This is a genomic window from Janthinobacterium saanense, from assembly GCF_014200675.1.
Taxonomy (GTDB): domain Bacteria; phylum Pseudomonadota; class Gammaproteobacteria; order Burkholderiales; family Burkholderiaceae_D; genus Janthinobacterium.
Genome location: NZ_JACHCI010000016.1, coordinates 1 through 21,288, shown reverse-complemented (window position 1 = coordinate 21,288; position 21,288 = coordinate 1). Strand labels below are relative to the sequence as shown.

Genomic DNA, 21,288 nt, shown 5'->3' with positions numbered 1-21,288 from the left:
ACTGAACCATGAAAACCATCCAGGGTGTGCTGTGGGACAACGATGGCGTGCTGGTCAATACCGAACAGCTGTTTTATGAAAGCAACCGCGAACTGCTCTTGCCCTATGGCGTGGACCTGACGCCCAAGCAATTTTTTGACTGGTTTCTGGACAATAACTATGGCGCCTGGCACGTGCTGCTGGGGCAGGGCCACGATATTGCGCTGATCGACCGCTTGCGGGCCGAGCGCAAGCAGCTCTTCGGTCAACGCTTGCGCCAGGCGCGCGGGCTGGCCATACCCGGTGTCGAACGTTTGCTGCAGGCATTGCACCCGCAGATAGCCATGGGCGTGGTGACCAGTGCCCATGAGCAGCATTTTCAGATCAGTCATGCGGCGACCGGCTTGCTGCCGTATTTTGATTTCGTGCTGACGCGTGAAAGCTATGCCAACAGCAAGCCGGCGCCCGATGGCTATCTGCTGGGTTTGCAAAAGCTGGGCCTGGACGCCGTCCACTGCGTGGCGGTAGAAGATTCGCCGCGTGGTTTGCGCTCAGCCAATGCCGCCGGCCTGGAATGCATCGTGCTGCGCAACGCCATGAACCGTGAGTGTGCGTTTGATGAGGCGTTTTGTGTGGTGGAATCGATGGATGAGCTGGGCGAAGTGCTGGCTTCCTTTATAGGCGACCCGGCAGCTGATTAGAGTGCTCCCTCAGACTTGTCTTGCCAGCATGCCATTACAATGGTTTATCCCGTTGACTGGCCAGCCCCAAAGATGACCTTGCCCAAACTGCATTTTGCCCACGCCAATAGCTATCCTGCAGGCACTTACCGCAAGCTGCTCGGTTTGCTGGGCGAACATTACGCTGTGCAGGCGCTCGATATGCACGCCCACGATCCCCGCTATCCGGTCACGACCGGCTGGCCCGCACTGCAGCAGGAAATGATCGCCGACCTGGAGCGCCGCTATAGCAGCCCCGTGATCCTGGTCGGCCATTCCTTGGGTGGCATGCTGAGCCTGATGGTGGCTAAGGCGCATCCCGAGCTGGTCCGCTGCGTGGTCTTGCTCGATTCCCCGGTGGTGGCCGGCTGGCGCGCCTTGCTGCTGCGCCTGGTGCGCCATACGGCGCTGGGCGAGCGCTATTCGCCGGCGCGTTTTTCCGCCAAGCGGCGTTATCTGTGGCCCGATGCGCCAGCGGCCCATGCCCATTTTGCCGCCAAGGATATGTTTGCCGCCTGGGCGCCGCAGGTATTGAATGACTATATCGCCAGCGGCCTGGCGCCGCATCCGGACGGCGTGCAACTGCGTTTTACGCGCGAAGTGGAAACCGAGGTGTATCGCGGTTTGCCCCACCATATCGGTGAACTGGTCAAGCATGGCTTTCCCGTGCCGATCGGCTTTATAGGCGGCACGGAATCGGTGGAATGCCGGCAAGCGGGCCTGGACGCCACGCGCAAGCTGGTCGGGCCATTTTTCCGGCAGTTGCCGGGTGGCCATCTGTTTCCCATGGAGTCGCCCGAGCTGACGGCGCAGCTGCTGCATGAAATGATCACGGCCATGCTGGCACGGCGCTAGGCGATGAATTTCAGGGGCAGGGGGCCAAAAGCGCCCGTTTTTCGCGTAAAATCCTGCCATTCGGGCCGCACCTGCACAGGCTGCGCCGCCCAGCCACTCGATATTCTAGAAAGAAGCCCCTGCGATGACGATTAAAAGCGATAAATGGATACGCCGCATGGCGGAGCAAACGGGCATGATCGAGCCGTTCGAACCGGGCCAGGTCAAGGAACGCGACGGTAACCGCATCGTTTCCTACGGTACCTCCAGCTATGGCTACGACATCCGCTGCGCCGACGAGTTCAAGTTATTTACCAATATCAATACCACTATCGTCGATCCCAAGGATTTTGACGCGAACAACTTCGTCGATGTGTCCGGCAAGGGCTATTGCATCATTCCTCCCAACTCCTTCGCGCTGGCCCGCACGGTCGAGTATTTCCGCATTCCCCGCAATGTACTGACCATTTGCCTGGGCAAGAGCACCTATGCGCGCTGCGGCATCATCGTCAATGTGACGCCGTTCGAGCCGGAATGGGAAGGTTTTGTGACCCTGGAGTTTTCCAATACGACCCCGTTGCCAGCCAAGATCTACGCCAACGAAGGCGTGGCGCAAGTGCTGTTCTTCGAGTCCGATGAAGTGTGCGAAACCTCGTACAAGGACCGTGGCGGCAAGTATCAGGGCCAGGTCGGCGTGACCTTGCCTAAAACCTAACTCCACTCCCTGAACCAGGCCTGCAATTGCTGCGAGGCCTGGTATAGCGGCACATGGCCGCGTAGCAAGATTTGCGTGCTGCGCCGGTAAGCCGCGCTCGCTATCCCGATCTGGCCGTCCACTTTACGCGCGACTATCGTTGTGTCCAAAATGCCGGCCGGATTCTCTATTCCTACCTGCACATCCCCATATTTTTCAGTCACTGGCGCCACTTGCCGGGCGATCGCGTGCGCCACCGTGCCCGGTATCAGGGTCGCGGCCGCCAGGCAGCAGCCGCCCGAAACGGCCAGCGAAGCGTGCCCTGTTTGCGGCGTGAAATAGCGCGCGGCCAGGTTGCCACCGGCTTGCGGTGGCCCGATGAGGCAGAACTTGGGGATGGTTTCGCTGCGGAGCAATTCATCTTGCGTCATCAAGCCGCCATCGCGGCGCCGCAAGCCCATGTGCAGGCCCGCCGCCACCCACACGGCGCGGATGCTGTTCATGAAGGCCGTGTCCGCTTCCAGTTCGCGTATCGGCTCCTGCGCCGTCTTGCCGAACTGGGCCGCGTCCGCGATCACCATCGGCACGGCCACATCCACGCAAGAGACCGTATAGCCAGCCACCACATCTTGCGCTGATCCGGTCGGCAGCAGCTTGCCCGTCTTTGCGCCCACCGGGTCGTGCAGGAACAGATCGACAGCGGGAAACTCGCCGTGCACGCCGGGAATGGCTGCCGTGGCATAACGTCCATCGTCCAGCAGCGCCATGCGCGAAGTGGTGATCACGCCGGTATTTGTGTTGCGGATCGACACTTCCTGCTGGCCGCTAGCTTCAGTCGCCAGCAAACCCGTATCGATGGCCCACAGTTGCAGGGCGGACGACATATTGCCGCAATTGACGCTCCAATCGATATGACCGTGTTCGCTGGCCAGTTGCGCCAGGGTACTAACCAGGCCCGGCTGTCCCGCGTTTTGTTCCACATCGGCAATAAATACCTTGTTGCTGGTGGCGGGCCCCCGTCCCAGGCCCGTGATTTGCCGGTTGCCGGGCTGCGCCCCCGCTTGTGGCACGCCCATCAAATGACGCAGCAATTGCTCGCGCAAGTCTTGCTGCGGCGGCAGATAAGGTTCCCACAGCAGCAGTCCGGTAGAGGTACCACCACGCATATGGTGTACTGGAAACTCAATCAGGCCTGAACGGCGGCGGGGATGGAAGTCTGGCAGAGAGAGCATGGTCGTAGCCTTGGCAGGAGCAAGCTCCAGTGTGCCAGCTTTATTGCCGTGTCACCAGCCGATGTTGTCTTTACCTGGCTTTACATGTCGGCCTATTCATTTGCCGCTGCGCTGGCCGATAAATAAAGGGTGTTAATTAGTTGTATCAGGAGGGAATATGGTTTCGGCAATCTCATCAAATGGCGCCAGCAGCGCCGTCAGCAGTGGTACTGGCAGCAGCAATAGTTCACAAATTGCAACACTGCAAAGACAGATCACCTCGGCGCAAAAGCAATTGACCGATGCGCAAAAGGGCGAGCAGACGGACGCCACGCAAAAGCTGCAGCAGCAATTGGCCGATCAGATCGCGGCATTGCAGGCGCAGATCGCCCAGTTGCAGGCTGCCTCAGCACAACAGGTAGCGCAACAGTCGGCACAGTCGTCCGACAGCGCGGACACCAGTACCAGTGCGGCGCGTTCGGTATCGTCCACCCTGGGCAGCATTATCGATACGCACGCCTGATGGCGGTGCCAGCATGCCTGCCTCAGGCGGGCATTCTGGCAGGCAAGAGCATTTCCACACACAAGCCGCCGCTGCCGCGGTTGCTGGCCGTGATCGTGCCGCCGTGGGCGCCGATCACGTGCTGGGCGATGGCCAGCCCCAGTCCATGTCCATCGGTGGATTTTTGCGTGGTGCTGGCGCGGAAGAATGGTTCAAAAATGGCGCCCAGGTCGGCTGCCGCCACACCGGGGCCCTGGTCCAGCACGGCGATGCGCACCTGCCGGCCGCCATCGAGCAGCGATGTTGCCACTTCCACGGCGCCGCCATCGGGACTGTGCTTGATGGCGTTGCGCACCACGTTTTCCACCGCCCGGCCCAGCAGGTCGGCCTGGCCCGTCACGATGGCCTCGCCGATATCGGCGTCGCCTTTGAAGTTGATACTGATCTGGCGCCCGCCCGCCTCATAGCAGGCATCTTCCACGATGTCGTGCAGCAGGTCGGCGATGCTGAAGTCTTCGCTGAGCGGGTGGATGGCGGCCGCTTCCAGCCGCGACAGGGTCAGCAATTCACCGATCAGTTTATCCATGCGCACGCTTTCACGCTCGATGCGCTCCATCGACGCCGCCATTTTTTCGGGTTGCTGGTGGGCCAGCCCGATGGCCGCCTGCAGCCGCGCCAGTGGCGAGCGCAATTCATGCGACACATCATGCAGCAGCCGGGTCTGGCTATCCATCATGTTTTGCAGGCGTCCCGTCATGCGGTCGAAATCGTGGCCCAGGTCTTTCAATTCGTCGCCGCCCGGCTTGTTGCGGAAGCGCGGCGCCAGGTCGCCGCTGGACGCGCCTTCGAAGGCCAGTCGCAAATCGCGGATCGGGCGGGCGAAATACCAGGCCAGCAAAAAGGCGAACAGCAGGCTGGCCAGCGTGGCGGCCACGACGGGAATAAAGCTGCGGTAAGGCGCATTCATGCGCGGGCCGGGCGGCATGCCGCCCATGTCCGGGAAAGGCGCTGGCTTGGCGCTCGATGGTGGCGCGCCGGCGTCTGCAGGTGGGCGCCCCGATGGCATGGCGCGCGTATCGCCCATGACGATGGCTTGCAGGGTGTCGCGCGTGGCGCCCGTCTCGAAGCCGCGGAAATGTTCGGAATAGGGCAGGAATAGCAGCAGCCGCACGCCATCGGCGCCTTCCAGTTCGCGCACCACGTGCCGCCCCGCAGTTTGCCCCCGCATGGTGCGCGCCCTGGCCAGGGTGGCGGGCTTGACGTGGCGTCCCAGCAATTCACGGCCTTGGTCATCGACGGCGTAGACACGAAAGCGTTCCGTTTGCACCAGCAATTGGCGCAGGGCGTTGCTGCCGCCAAACTCCAGGGTGGCGGCGGCCGCATCGATGGCCATCTGCGCGGGCGGACTGGTGTCGATGTCGAGCAGGCGCTCTTGCTGGGCAGCACGGTTTTTCAGCCAGAAGGTGCCGCCGATGCCGATGGTGGCGGCAAACTGGGCCAGCAAAATGCACAGGAAAAACTTCCAGAACAGGCGGCCCACGCTTATTCCTTGATCAGCTGATAGCCTAGCCGGTACACCGTTTGCAAACAGGAACGGCCATCGGAAAGGCAGCCGAGCTTGCGCCGCAGGCTGCTCAGGTGTACGTCGATATTGCGGTCGAAGCGGGCCATGGGACGGCCCAGCCCCAGTTCGGACAGCTGGTTCTTGCTGACAGGCTTGCCTGCCTGGCGCACCAGCACTTCCAGTAAATTGAATTCCGTGCTGGTCAGTTCCAGATGGGTGCCGGCCCAGGCTGCGCGGCGCTGCTGCGGCCACATCGTCAACTGGCCCACGCTCAGCGGCGCGGCGCCGGAATTGTCTGGCTGCACCGCTTGCGAGCGGCGCAGGATGGCGCGGATCCGGGCCGTCAGCTCGCGTGGCGTGCACGGCTTGGTGACGTAATCGTCGGCGCCCAGTTCCAGCCCGACGATGCGGTCAGTATCGTCGCCGCGCGCCGTCAGCATCAGCACCGGCATATTGCTGCCGGCGCGGATGCGGCGCAAGGTTTCCAGGCCGTTCATGCGCGGCATCATCACGTCGAGTATGGCGATGGCGTACAGGCCTGTCAGCGCTTCGGCCGAGCCGGTTTCGCCGTCATGCACGGCCCGCGCTGCAAAGCCTTCCTGCTCCAGGTATTCCTGGAACATGCCTACCAGCTCCACATCGTCATCTATCAGCAGTACCTTGCTCATTCTTTGCGCGTCTTTCCCATGGTCGTAGATTGTGTTGCCCCGATGATAGCAGTCTATCGGGGGCTGTTACACAGCGTTTTACCCGGTTTTACACACAAGCGCTCACATTCCTTTACATGCTTTTACTTAGTACTAACGTTGCTTTACACGCCAGCACCGGACAATCAATCTTCATCAAAACGAGAGGAGAATCCCATGAAGCACACGCAAACGATGCTGTTCCTGCTGCTGTCGGCCGGTTTGGCCGCGCCGCTGACGGCCAAGGCGCAGCAGGGTCCAGGCTTTGGTCCCGGCCCCGGCGCGGGTCCCGGCATGGGCCATCACGGCCATGGTGCTGGCGAGGGCGTGCCGCCTTTCCTGCGCGGCATTGAATTGACCGAGGCGCAGCAAGACAAGGTGTTTGCCGCGACCTACGCCCAGGAGCCGCTGCTGCACGAACAAAAGAAAATCGCCTTCAAGGCGCATGCGCAATTGCGCGCCTTGGCCGCTTCGGCCCAATACGACGACGCCCAGGCCAGCGCCCTGGCCAATACCGCGGCGCAAGCCACCGCCAGGATCAGCCTGGAGCAGGCGCGGCTGGAGCAGCAACTGCTGGCCTTGCTGACGCCGGAACAGCGGACACAACTGGCCGCCCGTCAAGCGCGCCACGAAGGCGGTCCCGGCCGTCAGGGTCAGCGCCCACGTCCACCGGCACCAGTGTAAGCCATCATTAAACATACAATAAAAGGGGAGTAACACATGAGCATCAGCGCCTTATCGTCCAGCAGCAACTTGCAACTGAATGCCTACAGCCGCTTGGATGGCAGCACGGCCAGCACTACGACCAGCGCCACAGCCGGCGCGCCGCCGCAAAAGTCCGATGACAACGGTTTCCTGGACGCCATTTCCAGCGCCCTGTCATCGATAGGCGTGAGCGTGCCCGATACCAGTAGCGATACGGCCAGCAGCACCGATGACAGCACCAGCGCCACCAGTACCGCCAGCGGTAGCGACGCCGGCCAGGCGCTGGGCGCCTTTTTGCACCAGTTGATGGGCAGCCTGCACGCGCAGGGCGGCGGCGGCCAAGGTGAAGGCCAGGGCAAAGTCGCCGGCGAAGGCGGCCACCATGGCGGCGGCAGGGGCGGGCCCGGCCATATCGGGTCGGACTTGCAAAGCCTGATGCAGAAATTGTCGTCCAGCACAGACAGCACCAGCGGCACAGATGGCACCGCTAGCACCAGCAGCGACAGCAGCGTCAGCGATTTGCAATCGAGTTTTGCCAATCTGTTGAGCTCACTCGGTGGCAGCAGCGACGGCAGTAATGCCAAGCTGGGCAGCTTCCTGCAATCCTTGTCGGGCAGCCTGGGCGGCGCCAGCGGCGCTACCAGCCTGCCAGCGGCCGGCAACCTGGTCAATACCACGGCCTGAACCATGGAGCGCAAGCCAGCCAGCGTCACGTTCAGCGAGGCCGCCAGGCGCTTGCTGTTCCTGTGCGCCAGTCTCAGTCCGGCGCTGGCCGGCTTGCCCCACTTGATGGAATATGTATGGATACACCTGCTGTCGACCTGGCATCCAGGGTCGAAATGATGGACCACCGGCAGACCGAACGGCGCCGGCTGCTGCGCTGGCTGCTGGTGGGCACGGCGACCTTGCCCCTGATCAGCTGCGGTGGCGCCAGCGACGCCACCGCGACCACGACCACGCTGGCGGCGGCGGACGTCGCAGAACCGCTGGCAGGGGCTTGCGCCGTGATACAGGAAGAAATGGCGGGGCCGTATCCGGCTGACGGCACGAATACCTATAGCGGCAGCATCATCAATGTGCTGAACCAGCCCGGCATCGTGCGCAGCGATATCCGCAGCAGCTTCAACGGTGGCACGGCGGTGGCCACGGGCGCACCCTTGAGCATACGGCTGCAACTGCTCAATGCCGGCGCCGGCTGCGCCAGCCTGGCCGGCTACGCCATTTATATATGGCATTGCGACCGCGATGGCCGCTATTCCCTGTATTCCAGTACGCTGGCTGGGCAGAATTATCTGCGTGGACTACAGGAAACGGATGCTGACGGCATGCTGGCTTTTACCAGCATCTTTCCTGGCTGCCAGCCAGGCACCATGCCGCACGTGCATCTGGAAATCTACCCCAGCCTGGTCCAGGCGGCCAGCGGTAGCAACCGCCTCAAGACTACACACTTCAGCTTTCCCAAGGCGGCCCTGCACCAGATCTATGCGGCCAGCGGCTATGAAGCCAGCCTGGCGAACCTGGCACGGCCTGGCGAGACCAGCCCTGGCATCGGACCCGCCAGCAGCCTGCAGACGACCCATTTGACGGGCAATCCCGTCGATGGGTATGTGGCCACCTTGCGTATCGCCATCAATGGCTGAGCGTTCAGCTGGCGGCTAAGCAGCGCCTTTCCGTCGTCGACCACACGCCGCATGCAGCTCTTCACAATATGTGTGGGTGGCATATCATGCAACCGTCTATGGCTTGTTACACAGCTCGATACCAAGGTATTCGATGCCTATAACAGCTGTGCATTGGACGCATTTGCTGCATATTTTTCACCGACGGTCGAGTTCTATCATGACAAGGGGGGGAGCAACTTTTGATCGTGATACGGTTGTCGCAAATACAAAAAAATATATTTGTGGCAATATTCGCCGTGAATTGCTTCCCGCGACATTAAAAGTCTACCCAATCAAGGATTTCGGCGCAATTGAGGAAGGAGAACATCGCTTCTGCGAGATTGCGAGCGGGAAATGTGAAGGGATTGCGAAATTTTTGATTGTCTGGCAATCGACTGGGGCGAAATGGCAGATTACACGTGTTCTCAGCTACGGACATCGCAGCTTGACTGGGACTGAGCAACAGACACTGGCAGCGGCTGGCCAGATTCAGTAAATCGCCTGCGCATGAAAAACGCCGCCTGATCCATGACCAGGCGGCGTCTATCAGCGCTTTTCAGGGCGCTGCAGATAGCGTGTACCGTTACTGGCGAACGCAGTCCACGAAGTAGCCACGCTTGCCATCGACTTCGCGCTTGACCAGGCCGTGCACGTCTGTCTCGAAGCCGGGGAAGCGCTCGTTGAAGTCGCGTGCGAAGCGCAGGTAGTCGACGATGGTCTTGTTGAAGCGCTCGCCAGGGATCAGCAGCGGGATGCCTGGTGGATACGGCGTCAGCAGGATGGACGTGATACGGCCTTCCAGGTCGTCGATCGCCACGCGCTCGATTTCGCGGTGGGCCATCTTGGCGAAGGCTTCCGACGGTTTCATGGCCGGGATCATGTCCGACAGATACATTTCCGTGGTCAGGCGCGCCACATCGTAAGCCTTGTAGAAATCGTGGATTTGCTGGCACAGGTCGCGCAAGCCCATTTTTTCGTAGCGTGGGTTGGCTGCCGCGAATTCCGGCAAGATGCGCCACATCGGCTGGTTCTTGTCGTAATCGTCCTTGAACTGTTGCAGCGCCGTCAGCAAGGTATTCCAGCGGCCTTTGGTAATGCCGATGGTAAACATGATGAAGAAGGAGTACAGGCCGCATTTTTCAATGATGACGCCGTGTTCCGCCAGGTATTTGGTGACGATGGACGCAGGAATGCCCGTCTCGCCGAAGTGGCCATCGAGGGACAGGCCCGGGTTGACAATGGTGGCCTTGATCGGGTCCAGCATATTGAAGCCGGGAGCCAGGTCGCCGAAACCATGCCAGTCGTCCTCGGCGCGTATCATCCAGTCCGATTGCTGGCCCATGCCTTCGTCGTTGAAGCTGTCCGGTCCCCAGACCTGGAACCACCAGTCCTGGCCCCATTCCTGGTCGATCTTTTTCATGGCGCGGCGGAAATCGAGCGCTTCCATGATCGATTCTTCCACCAGCGCGGTGCCGCCCGGCGCTTCCATCATGGCGGCGGCCACGTCGCAGGAAGCGATGATCGAGTATTGCGGCGAAGTCGAGGTGTGCATCAGATAGGCTTCGTTGAAGGCGTCCCGGTCCAGCTTGACCTGGTCCGATTCGCGCACCAGGATTTGCGATGCCTGCGACAGGCCAGCGAGCAATTTGTGCGTGGACTGGGTCGAGAAGATCATCGATTCCTTGGCGCGCGGACGGTCCTTGCCGATGGCGTGCATGTTCTTGTAGAAATCGTGGAAGGTGGCGTGCGGCAGCCATGCTTCATCGAAATGCAGGGTGTCGATCTTGCCGTCCAGCATTTCGCGCAGGGTTTCCACGTTGTAGATCACGCCGTCGTAAGTCGATTGCGTGATGGTCAGGATGCGTGGCTTCTTGTTCTTGGCTTCGCGGGCAAACGGGTTCGCTTCGATCTTGCGAGCAATGCTTTCCGGCGTGAATTCAGCCAGCGGTATCGGGCCGATAATGCCCAGGTGATTGCGGGTAGGCATCAGGAACACGGGAATCGCGCCGCACATGATGATCGAATGCAAGATCGATTTATGGCAATTGCGGTCGACAACCACGATGTCGCCTGGCGCCACGGTCGAGTGCCAGACCATCTTGTTCGAGGTCGAGGTGCCGTTGGTGACGAAATAGCAATGGTCGGCATTGAAAATGCGCGCGGCATTGCGCTCGGATGCGGCGACCGGACCGGTATGGTCGAGCAACTGGCCCAGTTCTTCCACCGCGTTGCAGACGTCGGCGCGCAGCATGTTTTCACCAAAGAACTGGTGGAACATCTGGCCGATAGGCGACTTCAGGAAAGCCACGCCACCCGAGTGGCCGGGGCAATGCCAGGAATAGGAGCCGTCGTTGGCGTAGTGCACCAGTGCGCGGAAGAAAGGCGGCGACAGGCCGTCCAGATACGATTTCGCTTCGCGGATGATGTGGCGCGCGACGAATTCCGGCGTATCTTCGAACATATGGATGAAACCATGCAGTTCGCGCAGGATATCGTTCGGGATATGGCGCGAAGTGCGCGTTTCGCCGTACATATAGATAGGAATGTCGGCGTTCTTGTAGCGGATTTCTTCGACGAAGGCGCGCAAGGACTTCAGCGCGATATCGGTGTCTTCGACGGAACCGGAGCCGAATTCTTCATCGTCGATCGACAGCACGAAGGCCGACGCGCGCGATTGTTGCTGGGCAAATTGCGACAAATCACCGTAGCTGGTCACGCCCAGCACTTCCATGCCTTCTTTTTCCATTGCGGCGGCAAGGGCGCGAATGCCCAGGCCGGACGTATTTTCAGAACGGAAATCCTCGTCAATAATGACGATGGGGAAACGGAATTTCATGCATGTCTCCAAAAAAGCAAGCCGCCCCTGACTTATATGGAGGGGCGGACTAGGGCGCGACGGCCAGGCGAGGTGTTTGCCTTGCAGTCGCATAAAAAAATTAAGAACGGGATTCTCGCAGAAATGCGGCGTCTGCGGGAAAAAAATATCATATAGAAACTACAAAAAACCTGCCTTAGCTTGCCTCAACGGTGTGACAGCGCAATGACAACGCAATGACAGCCCTGCGACAGCGCCATCACAGCACTTTGATAGCAAGATTCTTGCGCCGAATCCCCTGTTTCAGGCTTTTCTTTGCAGGGTAACAAAGGCATACGGCAAGCCGGAATTGGCCGCCACGTGCGCTTCACGCGCCGTTTCTTGCCACTCGGCATGATCGATGGCGGGGAAAAACGCATCGCAAGCGTAAGTCTGGCCGATTTCCGTCACGATCAAGCGCTGCGTCAAGCCCAGCGACTGTTTGTAAATCTCGGCGCCGCCGATCACAAAACCTTCAGCGCCGTCCAGCAGGGCGACCGCTGCCTCCACCGAAGCGACCGTTTCCACGCCGTCATGGCGCCATTCGGCATTGCGCGTGATGACGATGTTGCGGCGGTTCGGCAGCGGCCGGCCAATCGAATCAAAAGTCTTGCGGCCCATGATGATCGGGTGGCCGGTGGTCAGGCGCTTGAAGTGGGCCAGGTCTTCCGGCAACTTCCATGGCAAGGTGTTGTTGATGCCGATGCCGCCTTGCTGGTCGGTGGCGACGATGATGGTCAGTAAGCTCATTGATTCATAAAGTTTGGTGGGCGCGGAACGCTATGCCCGCCATTATCCTTGAAATTGCGGATGCGCTCCAAATGTCTGCAAATGTGCGCGCATGGCGGCGGCCAGTTCATCGGGCTGTTCCAGCGGAATCATGTGGCCGCTGGCGCCGCGCACCATGTGCAGGGTGGCGTGCGGCAAGCGCTCGGCCATGGCCCGCAAGTCGGCCGCTGGCACCAGTTGATCGTCTTCGGCGCCGACGATCAGCACGGGGAAGGGCAGTTCTGGCAAGCGCTCCATCAGGTCGGGGCGGTGGATGGTGGTGGCAAATTGCGTCAGCAGCACGTCCTTGCCCAGGTCCAGGCCCATTTGCTCGATCAGTCCCGTGATGGATTGATCCTGCAAATGGGATGGGTGCAGCAGCTCGCGCAAGCGCTGGCGCGTGATGCCCGCATAGGCGTTGCGCTTGAGCATATTGACGATGCGTTCGCGCGCTTCAATTTCTGCCGGCAATAACCCCCTGGCGGAATTGGCGATCAGGATCAAGGACTTTATCCGCTCCGGATGGGCCACCGCATGTTCGATGGCCAGATAGGCGCCCAGCGAAAAACCCACCAGGTGCGATTGCGCTGCGCTGTGGCTGGCGATCAATTCCTGCATTTGCTGGCGCGTGCCGGCCTGCTGCAAGGGTATGCAGTTGCAAACGTAAGCTTCGCCCAGCTTTGATGCCAGGGGCGACCATAGCCGCTCGTCGCATAAGGTGCCGGGTATCAGGTCCAGCCGCATCCGGTCTTGCGTTGTGATATTCAAAAAGTATCCTGTCAGCTATTACGGCGCTGTTCCGCAGCCGCATCGGGCAACATTATCGGTCATTTTGCCACCTGCGGCAGGCGGACGCGTGGATTGCTGGCGTAAGATGGCGCAGCAGCGCACTGTCATTTTTTTGTCATTTTTGTGTCATGCCGCTGTTGCCGCGCTTGCGCCATACTGTGAGCATCATGGATCATGAAAAATAGAAAGAGAGCGGCAGCGTGAGAATCCTGGTCATCGAAGACGAACCCAAGGCGGGCGAGTACATGCGCAACGGCTTGACGGAAGCCGGTTATGTGGTCGATCTGGCGCAAAACGGGCGCGATGGCCTGTTCATGGCGCAGGAATTGCGCTACGACTTGATCTTGCTCGACGTCATGATGCCGGAAATGGATGGCTGGGAAGTCATGCGCAAGCTGGGCACCGGCACGCCGGTGCTGTTCCTGACGGCGCGCGGTACTCTGGATGACCGCTTGAAGGGCCTGGAACTGGGCGCCGACGATTACCTGGTCAAGCCGTTCTCGTTTGCAGAATTGCTGGCACGCATACGCGTGGCGCTGCGGCGCGGCCAGCAAGTGCGCCAGGAAGATGTGATCGCCATTGCCGACCTGCAGATTGACGTGCCCAAGCGCAAGGTCGTGCGAGCCGGTACCCGGCTCAGCCTGACCAACAAGGAATTTAATCTGCTGCACTTTTTTGCCTCGAACCAGGGGCAAGTCCTGTCGCGCTCGCTGATCGCTTCGCGCGTGTGGGACATGAATTTCGACAGCGACACCAATGTGGTCGATGTCTCCGTGCGGCGCTTGCGCCAAAAGATAGACGAACCGTTCGCTACACGGCTGATCCACACCGTGCATGGCGTGGGCTATCGTTTTGAAGAGGAAACATGAAGCTGGCCAGGCAATCGCATTCGCTGATCAACCGGCTGGCGCTGCTGTTCGCCTTGCTGACCTTTGCCGCGACGGCCGCGCTCGGTTATGCCCTGTACCGGGCGCTGGAACAGCAGCTGACCGTGCGCGACGACGCGGCGCTGGTCAACCGGGTCGACCAGCTGCGCACCTTGCTGCGCGACGTCGATGTGGTCGATTTGATACGTCAGAAACCGCATCTGTTCGCCAATATGCTGGGCAACCGCGAAGCCTTGCTGGTCTTGCAGTATCCGGGCCAGGCGCCGCTGATCGAAGTCAATCCCGGCAACAGCCGCGTGCCTGACGTCAAGCCGGTGGCGGCCGATGCGCCGCTGTCGCTGGACACCGTGCATCATCGGATCGAACCTGACGGCACGCCGTTTATCGCCGTTTCGGCCGCCGCCATCACCAGCCATGCGCAAGAGCCCTTGCTGATTACCTCGGGCCGTTTGCTGACTGAGCGTACACGCATGCTGGGCAATTACCGCGATCAGATCGTCTTGCTGGCAGCCATCATGTCGGTGCTGAGCGCGCTGCTGGCTTACTGGATCGCGCGGCGTGGCCTGTTGCCGCTGCGCCAGCTGGCCGAGCAGACGGGCGCCATCGGCATTCGCAACTTGTCCGTACGCATCGATAAGGTGGGTGCGCCGCAAGAACTGTTGCCGCTGATTACAGGGTTCAACGGCATGCTGGACCGGCTGGAAAGCAGTTTTACGCAACTGAGCCAGGTGTCGGCCGACATGGCGCACGATTTGCGCACGCCTATCGGCAATATGCTGGGCCAGACCGAAGTGGCGCTGGGCCAGCGCCGCGACGTGGATTATTATCAAAGACTGCTGGGATCGAATTTCGAAGAATTGCAGCGCCTGTCGAAGATGACCGACAGCATGCTGTTCCTGGCGCGCGCCGAGCACGCCGATCATGTGATCGAGTGCAAGGCGGTCGATGTCAGCGCCGAATTCCAGCGCCTGGCCGATTATTTCGAAGGCCCGGCCGAAGAGCGCGAAGTGCGCCTGGTACTGCGCGGCGAAGGAACAGTCTGGGCCGACGCCGTCCTGCTGCGCCGCGCCCTGGCCAACCTGCTGGCCAATGCCGTGCGCTATGCCGAACCGGGCAGCGAGATAATCCTGGCGGCAAGCCAGGATGCGGCCGGCGCCACCATCACGGTGGAAAACACCGGTCCCACCATCGCCGAACACCACCTGGCCCGGCTGTTCGACCGCTTTTACCGGGCCGACCCATCGCGCCACGCCTCGTCATCCTCCAGCGGCCTGGGCCTGGCCATCGTGCGCAGCATCATGACCTTGCATCAGGGTAAGTGGAGCGCCGAAAGCCGGGATGGTGTGACTTGCTTCAGCCTGTTTTTTCCGCCAGCTCAGCAATAAACTCGACAAAACTCGCGCAATACGGCTCAAAGTCCCAGCGCCCTGCGCCATGCATGGCCCACAGCACGGGGGCAGAGTGGCCTTCGATGTGGCCCAGGTCCAGGCACAGCGGATCGTCGCCTGCGTTGGCTACACCAGGTACTGTGCAGGCCAGTCTGTGATGGTTTCTTGCGTGACTGGATTCCAGGCATAGCCGTGTTCGTCACGCACATAGTCGACCAGCATGGACAGCACCGCCAGCCGCTCTTGCTGCCCATGGTTTTTCAGCAGGCGGTCTTTCAGGCGCGCGAACTTGCTGCCCTCGCTATCCTCAAACAGCTTTGTGCGCAGGTTTTCCAGCGCTGCGGTCGCCATCAGACCGCCATCGCCGCCTTGATCGGGGCGTGGTGTTCATAGCCTTGCAGCGAGAAATCGGACGGTTCGATCTTTTCCAGCCATTCCGGTTCGTATTTGCCCGTCTTGGCAAAATCGGGCACGCGGTCCGAGATGATGAACTGGGGCGCGGGGAAGGGCGCGCGGTTCAATTGCTCCTTGACCATCTCCAGGTGGTTTTCATAGATATGGGCGTCGCCGATAAAATAAGTGAACCAGCGCGGCGTGTAGCCGGTCAAACGGGCCACCAGGTGCAGCAGGGCCGCGCCTTCGGCGATATTGAAGGGCGTGCCCAGGCCGATATCGTTGCTGCGCACATATAAACACAGCGAAATTTCGCGCGTATTGGCGTTCGAGATGAACTGGTACAGCAAATGGCAGGCGGGCAGGGCGACGGCGTCGAGCACGGCAGGATTCCAGCCGTGGAACAAGATGCGGCGGCTGCCGGGATTGTGGATGATGGTGTCCAGACACTCGCGCAACTGGTCGACAGCCTTGTACAGCAGCACTTTTTGCACGCCATCTTCGACGATGGGAGCGACCACGGTAAAACCGTTCTTTTGCGCATCGGCAATTTGTGCCGGCTGATCAGCACCCAGCAGCTTGTAGGCTGGCCACTGGCGCCATTGCACGCCGTACACGGGACCCAGGTCGTCTTCGCCTTCGCGATACGGGTTGGCCAGCCATTGCGCATTTTCATTGGCGTTCTGGTCCCATACCTTGCAGCCGAGGGCGCGGAATTCGGCCGCATTGCGCGAAGCGCGCAAGAAGGCGCACAATTCGCCGATCACTGATTTGAACGCCAGCTTCTTGGTGGTGACGGCAGGAAAGCCATCGGCCAGGTCGAAACGCATCATGGCGCCCGGCACGCTCAAGGTGCGGATGCCCGTGCGGTTGTCTTGCCAGCTGCCTGTTTCAAGGACGGTCTTGATCAAATCTTGGTATTGCTGCATATGTGCTCCGGCTTTACTACGGTAAGGATGGTGATTGTAACGCAGCGCAGGGCGGCACGACAGGCCGGACGAGACTGCAAAAAGAGGGTGACCGTTTACATAATGTTGCAGGCGTCACCCCACATTATTTGACTCTGTGGTAACTTGTGTGTCTCCAGGGTAACAATATAGAAACGGCAGATGCTGCACCATGTTCTTGCGACAATTTGTGAATAATAATAACGCTGCCGTGGTGGAAATGAGCCGGACTGATTTCCTCAAGGCCAATCTGCGTCTGATCCTGGCATGGCCTTTGCTCTGCCTGGCCCTGTGCGCCGTGCTGTGGACCGCCACTTTGGTGCAGCTGGAAGCGGAAAAGAAGGTGGCGCAGCAGCAGGCGCTCGACAGCGTTGCCTCGCTCTCGAAGGCCTACAGCCAGTATCTGCTGCGCACCTTGGAACAGATGGACCAGCTGACCTTGCAACTGAAATATGAGTGGGAAAAATCACAGGGGAAGCTGCGGCTCGATGAATTGAAGACGCAGGGCATGTATGCCTTGCCGCAATTTGCCCTTGTGGCCATCCTCGACCGCAAGGGACACGCCGTCACTGCCACGGCGCCCTTGCAGCGTTTGCGCACCAGCGAGCGCAGCGATTTCCTGCTGCGTCACTGGCGCAGCAATTCCAGCGCCTTGCGCATCGGTCTGGGGCGTGCCAATGAAGGCGCGGCCAAGGGCGATGACAATACCCTCGTGCATTTCACGCGCCGGCTGGAAGATGCGGATGGCAATTTTGACGGCGTGCTGCTCATTTCCATCCATTCGGCCTATTTTGCAGAGTTCTACGACAGCGTCAATTTCGGCAAACTGGGCATGTCGGCCGTGGTGGGTGAAGAGGGCGAGCTGTTCAGCACGCGCCTTGGTACACGCGTCTTGCCGGTGCAGGGCACGCCTTTCTTTGACACCAGTTTCCTGGAAACGGATAGCGGCTCCATGCAGTCGGGTGGCCGGGTGGCGTTTTCCGACAAGCAAGGCCGCTACGTGGGCTGGCAAGCCTTGAAAGCCTATCCTTTCACGGCCGTGGTGGGCCTGAGCGATGCGGAAGTACTGCATCCCTACGAAGAAACGCGCACCATCTATATGTGGATCGCGGCGGCCGTCAGCCTGCTGCTGCTGGCCTTTACCGTGATCGCCACCATGCTGTCGCTGCGCCTGGCCTGGCGCCATCATTTGTCGGCGGGCGTGCGCAATGCCTATCGCATGGCCACCGAAGGCACCAGCGACGGCTTTTACATCATTGCCGCGCTGCGCGATGAGGCGGGCGCGATCATCGATTTCGAGATCGTCGACTGCAATGAACCGGGCGCCCGTTTCTTTGGCGTGCGGCGCGACCAGCTGCTGGGCATGCGCATGCAGGAGCGCGCGCACGAACAGTATTTCCGCGACCTGATGCAGAGCTACCGGGCCGCCATGGAGTCCGGTTTTTCAGAAGAAGAAATCGAGCTGCAGGAGGGAAATCCATTCGAGCTGCGCTGGATACGCCGGCGCCTGGTGCGCAGCGGCGAGCGCCTGGCGGTCACCTTGCAAGACATCAGCACGGCCAAGGAACACGAACAGGATTTGCGCCGCCTGGCCAATGAAGATGGCTTGACGGGGCTGCCGAATCGCCACTGGCTGCAGCAATTCCTGCCCAATGCCCTGGCGCGCGCGGCCATCGATGGCCATATGCTGGCGCTGCTGTTCATCGATCTCGATGGTTTCAAGGATATCAATGACACGCAAGGCCACGCGCAGGGCGACAAGGTGCTGCGCGCTGCCTCGCTGCGCCTGAAAGCCGTGCTGCGGCCGGGCGACCATGTGGCGCGCCTGGGCGGCGATGAATTTATCGTCATCCTCGACCCGATGGAAGACGAGGAGCGCGCCGAGCAGGTGGCGCAGCGCATCGCCCTCGCTTTCGATGAACCGTTTTATCTCGGTGTCGAGCGGCACAAGATGGGCGCCTCGATCGGCATCAGCCTGTATCCGCGCGATGGCGGCGAGACGGACGTGCTGCTGAAGAATGCCGACATCGCCATGTATGCCGTGAAGGCGGCGGGCAAGGGCCATCACCGTTTCTTCCAGCCCGAACTGTTTGAAACCATCCGCAACCGGCGCGAACTGGAGCAAAGCCTGGTGACGGCGCTGGAGCAGGATCAGTTCCTGGTTGTCTACCAGCCGCGCGTGGACGCCATGAGTGGCCAGCTGTGCAGCATGGAGGCGCTGGTGCGCTGGATGCATCCGCTGCACGGCATGGTGCCGCCGCTGGAATTCATCGCCGTGGCCGAGAGCAGCGGCCTGATATCGCAGCTGGGCGAGGTGGTGATTGAAAAAGTCTGCCAGCAGATGGCGCGCTGGAAGGGCTATGGCATGGAGCTGGTGCCGGTCTCGATCAACGTCTCGGCGCGCCAGTTCGGCCGCGGCGACGTACACGAAGTGCTGGCGTCTGCCCTGGCCCGCCATCGCATCGAGGCGCGCCTGATCGAAGTCGAGATCACGGAATCGGCCATGATGGATGAACAGAACCGCGCCGTGGAACAGCTGGCGGCGATACGCGCGCTGGGCGTGCGGCTGCTGGTCGACGATTTCGGCACCGGTTATTCCTCGCTGTCGCAGTTGCAGAAGTTTGCCATGGATGGCTTGAAGATCGACCGCGCCTTCACCATGGAGCTGGGGCGTTCGGAGCAGGGCGAAGTGTTCGTGCGCGCGATTTTGTCGATGGCGCATGCGCTGGGCATGAGCGTGGTGGCCGAAGGCGTGGAAACGGCGGAGCAGCTGGAGATCTTGCGCGCGCTGCAATGCAACGAGGTGCAGGGCTATTATGTGTCGCGCCCGGTGCCCGCCGAGCAGATGCTGGAACTGATGCTCAAGCGCTTCCTGATCCCCCAAAAAGCCCGCGTCCTGCCGCCGTATAGCACCGTCGCCAGCCCGGATTTTGCGACTGTTATCAGCCTTGAAAGTGTCTCGAAATAAAAAGAGCGACCGTTCGCTTTTTTTTAAAAAATATTATATGCTGCATGCATGCGGTCCTGAATTGGAGTTCAGGACTGCATGCAAAGTGCTGAATGAGAAGCCCTGTCAAGCAAGCCATATAATAAAGAGAGACTCAATTGAAACATACCTATTTGCCCCTGAAGTGCCTTCCCTTTGTCGTTGCCGCCGCCTTGGCTGGCATGTCGGCCACCGCCCAGGCTTCCGGTTACCGTTTCGGCTCGCAAAGCGTGTCCGGCCAGGGTACGGCCGACGCCAACGGCGCCGAAGCCTCCGACGCTTCCACCATCTTCTACAACCCGGCCGGCCTGTCGCGCCTGGACGGCACGCAGATCGTCGGCGGCGGTACCCTGGTGCTGCCGCATTCCTCGTTCCAGGATACGGGTTCGACCACCTTCACGGGACGCCCGACGACGGGCGCCGCCAAGGATTACGCGCCCAATGGCGTGGTTGCGCCGGCCATCTATGCCAGCAAGAAAATCAATGATCAATGGACCATAGGCGCCGGCCTGTTCGTGCCCTATGGCGCCAAGCTCGATTATGGCAATCAATGGAGTGGCCGCTACGCGATCACCAATATCAAGCTCGAAGCCGTTGCGCTCAACCCATCGGTGGCCTTCAAGCTCGATGAACATCATTCCTTCGGTTTCGGCATCACCGCCGAATACATGAAGGCAGAACTGGGCCAGGCGGTAGACGTGCCAGGCACGGTTGCCTTCCTGAATGCCCACGCGCCAGCTGCAGCGCAAGCCTTCCTGGGCAAGATCTATCAGACGCAAGGTCCAGCCGCCGCGCAAGCGGCCGGCCTGGCCTTGCAAAACGCCGGCGATGGCCATGCCGAGATGGATGGCCATGACTGGGGCTTTGGTTTCAACCTTGGCTATCTGTACCAGCTCAATGAAGGCACGCGCTTCGGTATTGCCTACCGCTCGTCGATCTCGCACAAGCTCAAGGGCAGCACCATCTGGGACTTCTCGCAAGTGTCGAACAACGCTGCCGTGAATAGCTTTATCTCCAGCGCTTCGGGCAAGGTCAATTCGCAGGCGCTGGTAGAAGTGCGTACGCCGGAAACCCTGTCGGTCAACGCCTTCCATCAAATGGATGACAAATGGGCGCTGATGGGCGACGTGACCTGGAGCCGTACTTCGCGCCTGCAAAACCTGGACATCCAGTTCCCGCCGACGGGCGAAGGCGCTGAACGCATCCGCCAGAACTGGAAGGATACCTACCGCATTTCGCTGGGCACCAGCTACAAGTACAGCGACAGCCTGCTGCTGCGCGCCGGTATCGCCCACGACCAGGCGCCGGTGCAGAACGATGAACTGCGCCACCCGGCCTTGCCGGACAGTGACCGCATGCAGTACTCGATCGGCGCCAACTGGAAGCTCAATGACAAGTCCTCGCTGGACCTGGCCTACAGCTTCCTGGACTTCAAGGACGCCGGCGTGAACTACACGAACAACTGCTCGCCCGTGACGCCTGGCTGCACCGGCAACGGTGAAACCACCAAGGGCCTGTTCAAGACCCGCATGCAGTTGCTGGGCGTGGCTTACAACTACAAGTTTTAAGTGATGCCATGATGTGAAAAAAGCGCCTGCGGGCGCTTTTTTTGGGGTCGTACCCTCCGGGTGTTTAGTCGGGAGACATGGGTAACACTTTGTCGGGAGACATAGGTTACACATCGAAGCACCATTTTACGGCGAATCGCGCAAGTTGATTTG

At 60.5% G+C, this 21,288-nt stretch carries 21 protein-coding genes; 13 read left to right on the top strand and 8 right to left on the bottom strand.

From position 1 onward, the window contains the following. Positions 1 to 8 precede the first annotated feature (8 nt). From HDE72_RS19685 to dcd, 3 genes are all read left to right on the top strand, one after another. Complete coding sequence (locus HDE72_RS19685) at positions 9 to 680, top strand: HAD family hydrolase (protein ID WP_183744204.1); 672 nt, start codon at positions 9 to 11, stop codon at positions 678 to 680. A gap of 72 nt (positions 681 to 752) precedes the next feature. Then, positions 753 to 1,553 carry an alpha/beta fold hydrolase gene (locus tag HDE72_RS19680; RefSeq protein ID WP_183744201.1) on the top strand — a complete coding sequence of 267 codons (801 nt, stop codon included), beginning with the start codon at positions 753 to 755 and terminating at the stop codon, positions 1,551 to 1,553. 124 nt (positions 1,554 to 1,677) lie between these two features. Further along, entirely contained in the window at positions 1,678 to 2,247 is a 570-nt protein-coding gene (gene dcd, locus HDE72_RS19675; RefSeq protein WP_183744198.1) for a dCTP deaminase, read from the top strand. Here the strand turns inward: dcd and HDE72_RS19670 are convergent. After that, positions 2,244 to 3,458 carry a PrpF domain-containing protein gene (locus HDE72_RS19670; protein WP_183744195.1) on the bottom strand — a complete coding sequence of 405 codons (1,215 nt, stop codon included), beginning with the start codon at positions 3,456 to 3,458 and terminating at the stop codon, positions 2,244 to 2,246. The two genes, dcd and HDE72_RS19670, sit on opposite strands and share 4 nt — an antisense overlap. Before the next feature lie 157 nt (positions 3,459 to 3,615). Between HDE72_RS19670 and HDE72_RS19665 the strand changes: the two genes are divergently transcribed. Beyond that, positions 3,616 to 3,960, top strand: a complete 345-nt coding sequence (locus HDE72_RS19665; protein WP_183744192.1) for a FlxA-like family protein — start codon at positions 3,616 to 3,618, stop codon at positions 3,958 to 3,960. A 22-nt stretch (positions 3,961 to 3,982) separates the two neighbouring features. On the opposite strand, the gene HDE72_RS19660 is transcribed toward HDE72_RS19665, so the two are convergent. Further along, positions 3,983 to 5,479, bottom strand: a complete 1,497-nt coding sequence (locus HDE72_RS19660) for a sensor histidine kinase (RefSeq protein WP_183744189.1) — start codon at positions 5,477 to 5,479, stop codon at positions 3,983 to 3,985. A 2-nt stretch (positions 5,480 to 5,481) separates the two neighbouring features. Continuing rightward, positions 5,482 to 6,171, bottom strand: a complete 690-nt coding sequence (locus HDE72_RS19655) for a response regulator transcription factor (protein WP_183744186.1) — start codon at positions 6,169 to 6,171, stop codon at positions 5,482 to 5,484. A 195-nt stretch (positions 6,172 to 6,366) separates the two neighbouring features. Here HDE72_RS19655 and HDE72_RS19650 point away from each other — a divergent pair, with 195 nt between their 5' ends. The 5 genes from HDE72_RS19650 to HDE72_RS19630 all read left to right on the top strand — a co-directional run bounded on the left by HDE72_RS19650 (position 6,367) and on the right by HDE72_RS19630 (position 9,051). Next, positions 6,367 to 6,873 carry a Spy/CpxP family protein refolding chaperone gene (locus HDE72_RS19650; RefSeq protein WP_183744182.1) on the top strand — a complete coding sequence of 169 codons (507 nt, stop codon included), beginning with the start codon at positions 6,367 to 6,369 and terminating at the stop codon, positions 6,871 to 6,873. Positions 6,874 to 6,909: 36 nt separating this feature from the next. Continuing rightward, positions 6,910 to 7,578 carry a hypothetical protein gene (locus HDE72_RS19645; protein ID WP_183744179.1) on the top strand — a complete coding sequence of 223 codons (669 nt, stop codon included), beginning with the start codon at positions 6,910 to 6,912 and terminating at the stop codon, positions 7,576 to 7,578. 3 nt (positions 7,579 to 7,581) lie between these two features. Further along, a complete protein-coding gene (locus tag HDE72_RS19640; protein ID WP_183744176.1) occupies positions 7,582 to 7,737 on the top strand; it encodes a hypothetical protein in 156 nt (51 codons plus the stop codon). Beyond that, positions 7,695 to 8,534: a peptidase associated/transthyretin-like domain-containing protein gene (locus tag HDE72_RS19635; RefSeq protein WP_183744173.1), complete on the top strand. Its 840-nt coding sequence runs from the start codon at positions 7,695 to 7,697 to the stop codon at positions 8,532 to 8,534. The genes HDE72_RS19640 and HDE72_RS19635 overlap by 43 nt, the downstream gene beginning before the upstream one ends. Before the next feature lie 199 nt (positions 8,535 to 8,733). Next, a complete protein-coding gene (locus tag HDE72_RS19630; protein WP_221291327.1) occupies positions 8,734 to 9,051 on the top strand; it encodes a hypothetical protein in 318 nt (105 codons plus the stop codon). Positions 9,052 to 9,138: 87 nt separating this feature from the next. On the opposite strand, the gene HDE72_RS19625 is transcribed toward HDE72_RS19630, so the two are convergent. The 3 genes from HDE72_RS19625 to HDE72_RS19615 all read right to left on the bottom strand — a co-directional run bounded on the left by HDE72_RS19625 (position 9,139) and on the right by HDE72_RS19615 (position 12,945). Next, positions 9,139 to 11,391: an arginine/lysine/ornithine decarboxylase gene (locus HDE72_RS19625; protein ID WP_183744170.1), complete on the bottom strand. Its 2,253-nt coding sequence runs from the start codon at positions 11,389 to 11,391 to the stop codon at positions 9,139 to 9,141. A 282-nt stretch (positions 11,392 to 11,673) separates the two neighbouring features. Next, entirely contained in the window at positions 11,674 to 12,159 is a 486-nt protein-coding gene (locus HDE72_RS19620) for a dihydrofolate reductase (protein ID WP_183744167.1), read from the bottom strand. 42 nt (positions 12,160 to 12,201) lie between these two features. Further along, on the bottom strand, positions 12,202 to 12,945 hold the full coding sequence (locus HDE72_RS19615) for an alpha/beta fold hydrolase (protein ID WP_260176813.1): 744 nt from the start codon (positions 12,943 to 12,945) through the stop codon (positions 12,202 to 12,204). Positions 12,946 to 13,166: 221 nt separating this feature from the next. On the opposite strand from HDE72_RS19615, the gene HDE72_RS19610 reads away from it, so the two are divergent. Both HDE72_RS19610 and HDE72_RS19605 read left to right on the top strand, forming a co-directional pair. Next, on the top strand, positions 13,167 to 13,835 hold the full coding sequence (locus HDE72_RS19610) for a heavy metal response regulator transcription factor (protein WP_183744165.1): 669 nt from the start codon (positions 13,167 to 13,169) through the stop codon (positions 13,833 to 13,835). Beyond that, positions 13,832 to 15,238 (top strand): heavy metal sensor histidine kinase, encoded by a 1,407-nt coding sequence (locus HDE72_RS19605; protein WP_183744162.1) that lies wholly within the window; start codon positions 13,832 to 13,834, stop codon positions 15,236 to 15,238. Before HDE72_RS19610 ends, HDE72_RS19605 begins: the two co-directional genes overlap by 4 nt. 129 nt (positions 15,239 to 15,367) lie before the next feature. Here the strand turns inward: HDE72_RS19605 and HDE72_RS19600 are convergent, their stop codons facing one another. Further along, positions 15,368 to 15,592 (bottom strand): hypothetical protein, encoded by a 225-nt coding sequence (locus HDE72_RS19600; protein ID WP_183744159.1) that lies wholly within the window; start codon positions 15,590 to 15,592, stop codon positions 15,368 to 15,370. Further along, entirely contained in the window at positions 15,592 to 16,563 is a 972-nt protein-coding gene (locus tag HDE72_RS19595; RefSeq protein ID WP_183744156.1) for a thymidylate synthase, read from the bottom strand. The genes HDE72_RS19600 and HDE72_RS19595 overlap by 1 nt, the downstream gene beginning before the upstream one ends. Positions 16,564 to 16,771: 208 nt before the next feature. On the opposite strand from HDE72_RS19595, the gene HDE72_RS19590 reads away from it, so the two are divergent. Further along, a complete protein-coding gene (locus tag HDE72_RS19590) occupies positions 16,772 to 19,549 on the top strand; it encodes a bifunctional diguanylate cyclase/phosphodiesterase (RefSeq protein WP_311735262.1) in 2,778 nt (925 codons plus the stop codon). Positions 19,550 to 19,686: 137 nt separating this feature from the next. Beyond that, positions 19,687 to 21,135: an OmpP1/FadL family transporter gene (locus tag HDE72_RS19585; protein ID WP_183744150.1), complete on the top strand. Its 1,449-nt coding sequence runs from the start codon at positions 19,687 to 19,689 to the stop codon at positions 21,133 to 21,135. The last annotated feature ends 153 nt before the right edge of the window (positions 21,136 to 21,288 follow it).

Bases quoted from the DNA above. Each gene is read 5' to 3' on its own strand.
- HDE72_RS19685 (WP_183744204.1), top strand. From the start codon at position 9: ATGAAAACCATCCAGGGTGTGCTGTGGGACAACGATGGCGTGCTGGTC.
- HDE72_RS19680 (WP_183744201.1), top strand. From the start codon at position 753: ATGACCTTGCCCAAACTGCATTTTGCCCACGCCAATAGCTATCCTGCA.
- dcd (WP_183744198.1), top strand. From the start codon at position 1,678: ATGACGATTAAAAGCGATAAATGGATACGCCGCATGGCGGAGCAAACG.
- HDE72_RS19670 (WP_183744195.1), bottom strand. From the start codon at position 3,458: ATGCTCTCTCTGCCAGACTTCCATCCCCGCCGCCGTTCAGGCCTGATT.
- HDE72_RS19665 (WP_183744192.1), top strand. From the start codon at position 3,616: ATGGTTTCGGCAATCTCATCAAATGGCGCCAGCAGCGCCGTCAGCAGT.
- HDE72_RS19655 (WP_183744186.1), bottom strand. From the start codon at position 6,171: ATGAGCAAGGTACTGCTGATAGATGACGATGTGGAGCTGGTAGGCATG.
- HDE72_RS19650 (WP_183744182.1), top strand. From the start codon at position 6,367: ATGAAGCACACGCAAACGATGCTGTTCCTGCTGCTGTCGGCCGGTTTG.
- HDE72_RS19645 (WP_183744179.1), top strand. From the start codon at position 6,910: ATGAGCATCAGCGCCTTATCGTCCAGCAGCAACTTGCAACTGAATGCC.
- HDE72_RS19640 (WP_183744176.1), top strand. From the start codon at position 7,582: ATGGAGCGCAAGCCAGCCAGCGTCACGTTCAGCGAGGCCGCCAGGCGC.
- HDE72_RS19635 (WP_183744173.1), top strand. From the start codon at position 7,695: ATGGATACACCTGCTGTCGACCTGGCATCCAGGGTCGAAATGATGGAC.
- HDE72_RS19630 (WP_221291327.1), top strand. From the start codon at position 8,734: ATGACAAGGGGGGGAGCAACTTTTGATCGTGATACGGTTGTCGCAAAT.
- HDE72_RS19625 (WP_183744170.1), bottom strand. From the start codon at position 11,391: ATGAAATTCCGTTTCCCCATCGTCATTATTGACGAGGATTTCCGTTCT.
- HDE72_RS19620 (WP_183744167.1), bottom strand. From the start codon at position 12,159: ATGAGCTTACTGACCATCATCGTCGCCACCGACCAGCAAGGCGGCATC.
- HDE72_RS19605 (WP_183744162.1), top strand. From the start codon at position 13,832: ATGAAGCTGGCCAGGCAATCGCATTCGCTGATCAACCGGCTGGCGCTG.
- HDE72_RS19600 (WP_183744159.1), bottom strand. From the start codon at position 15,592: ATGGCGACCGCAGCGCTGGAAAACCTGCGCACAAAGCTGTTTGAGGAT.
- HDE72_RS19595 (WP_183744156.1), bottom strand. From the start codon at position 16,563: ATGCAGCAATACCAAGATTTGATCAAGACCGTCCTTGAAACAGGCAGC.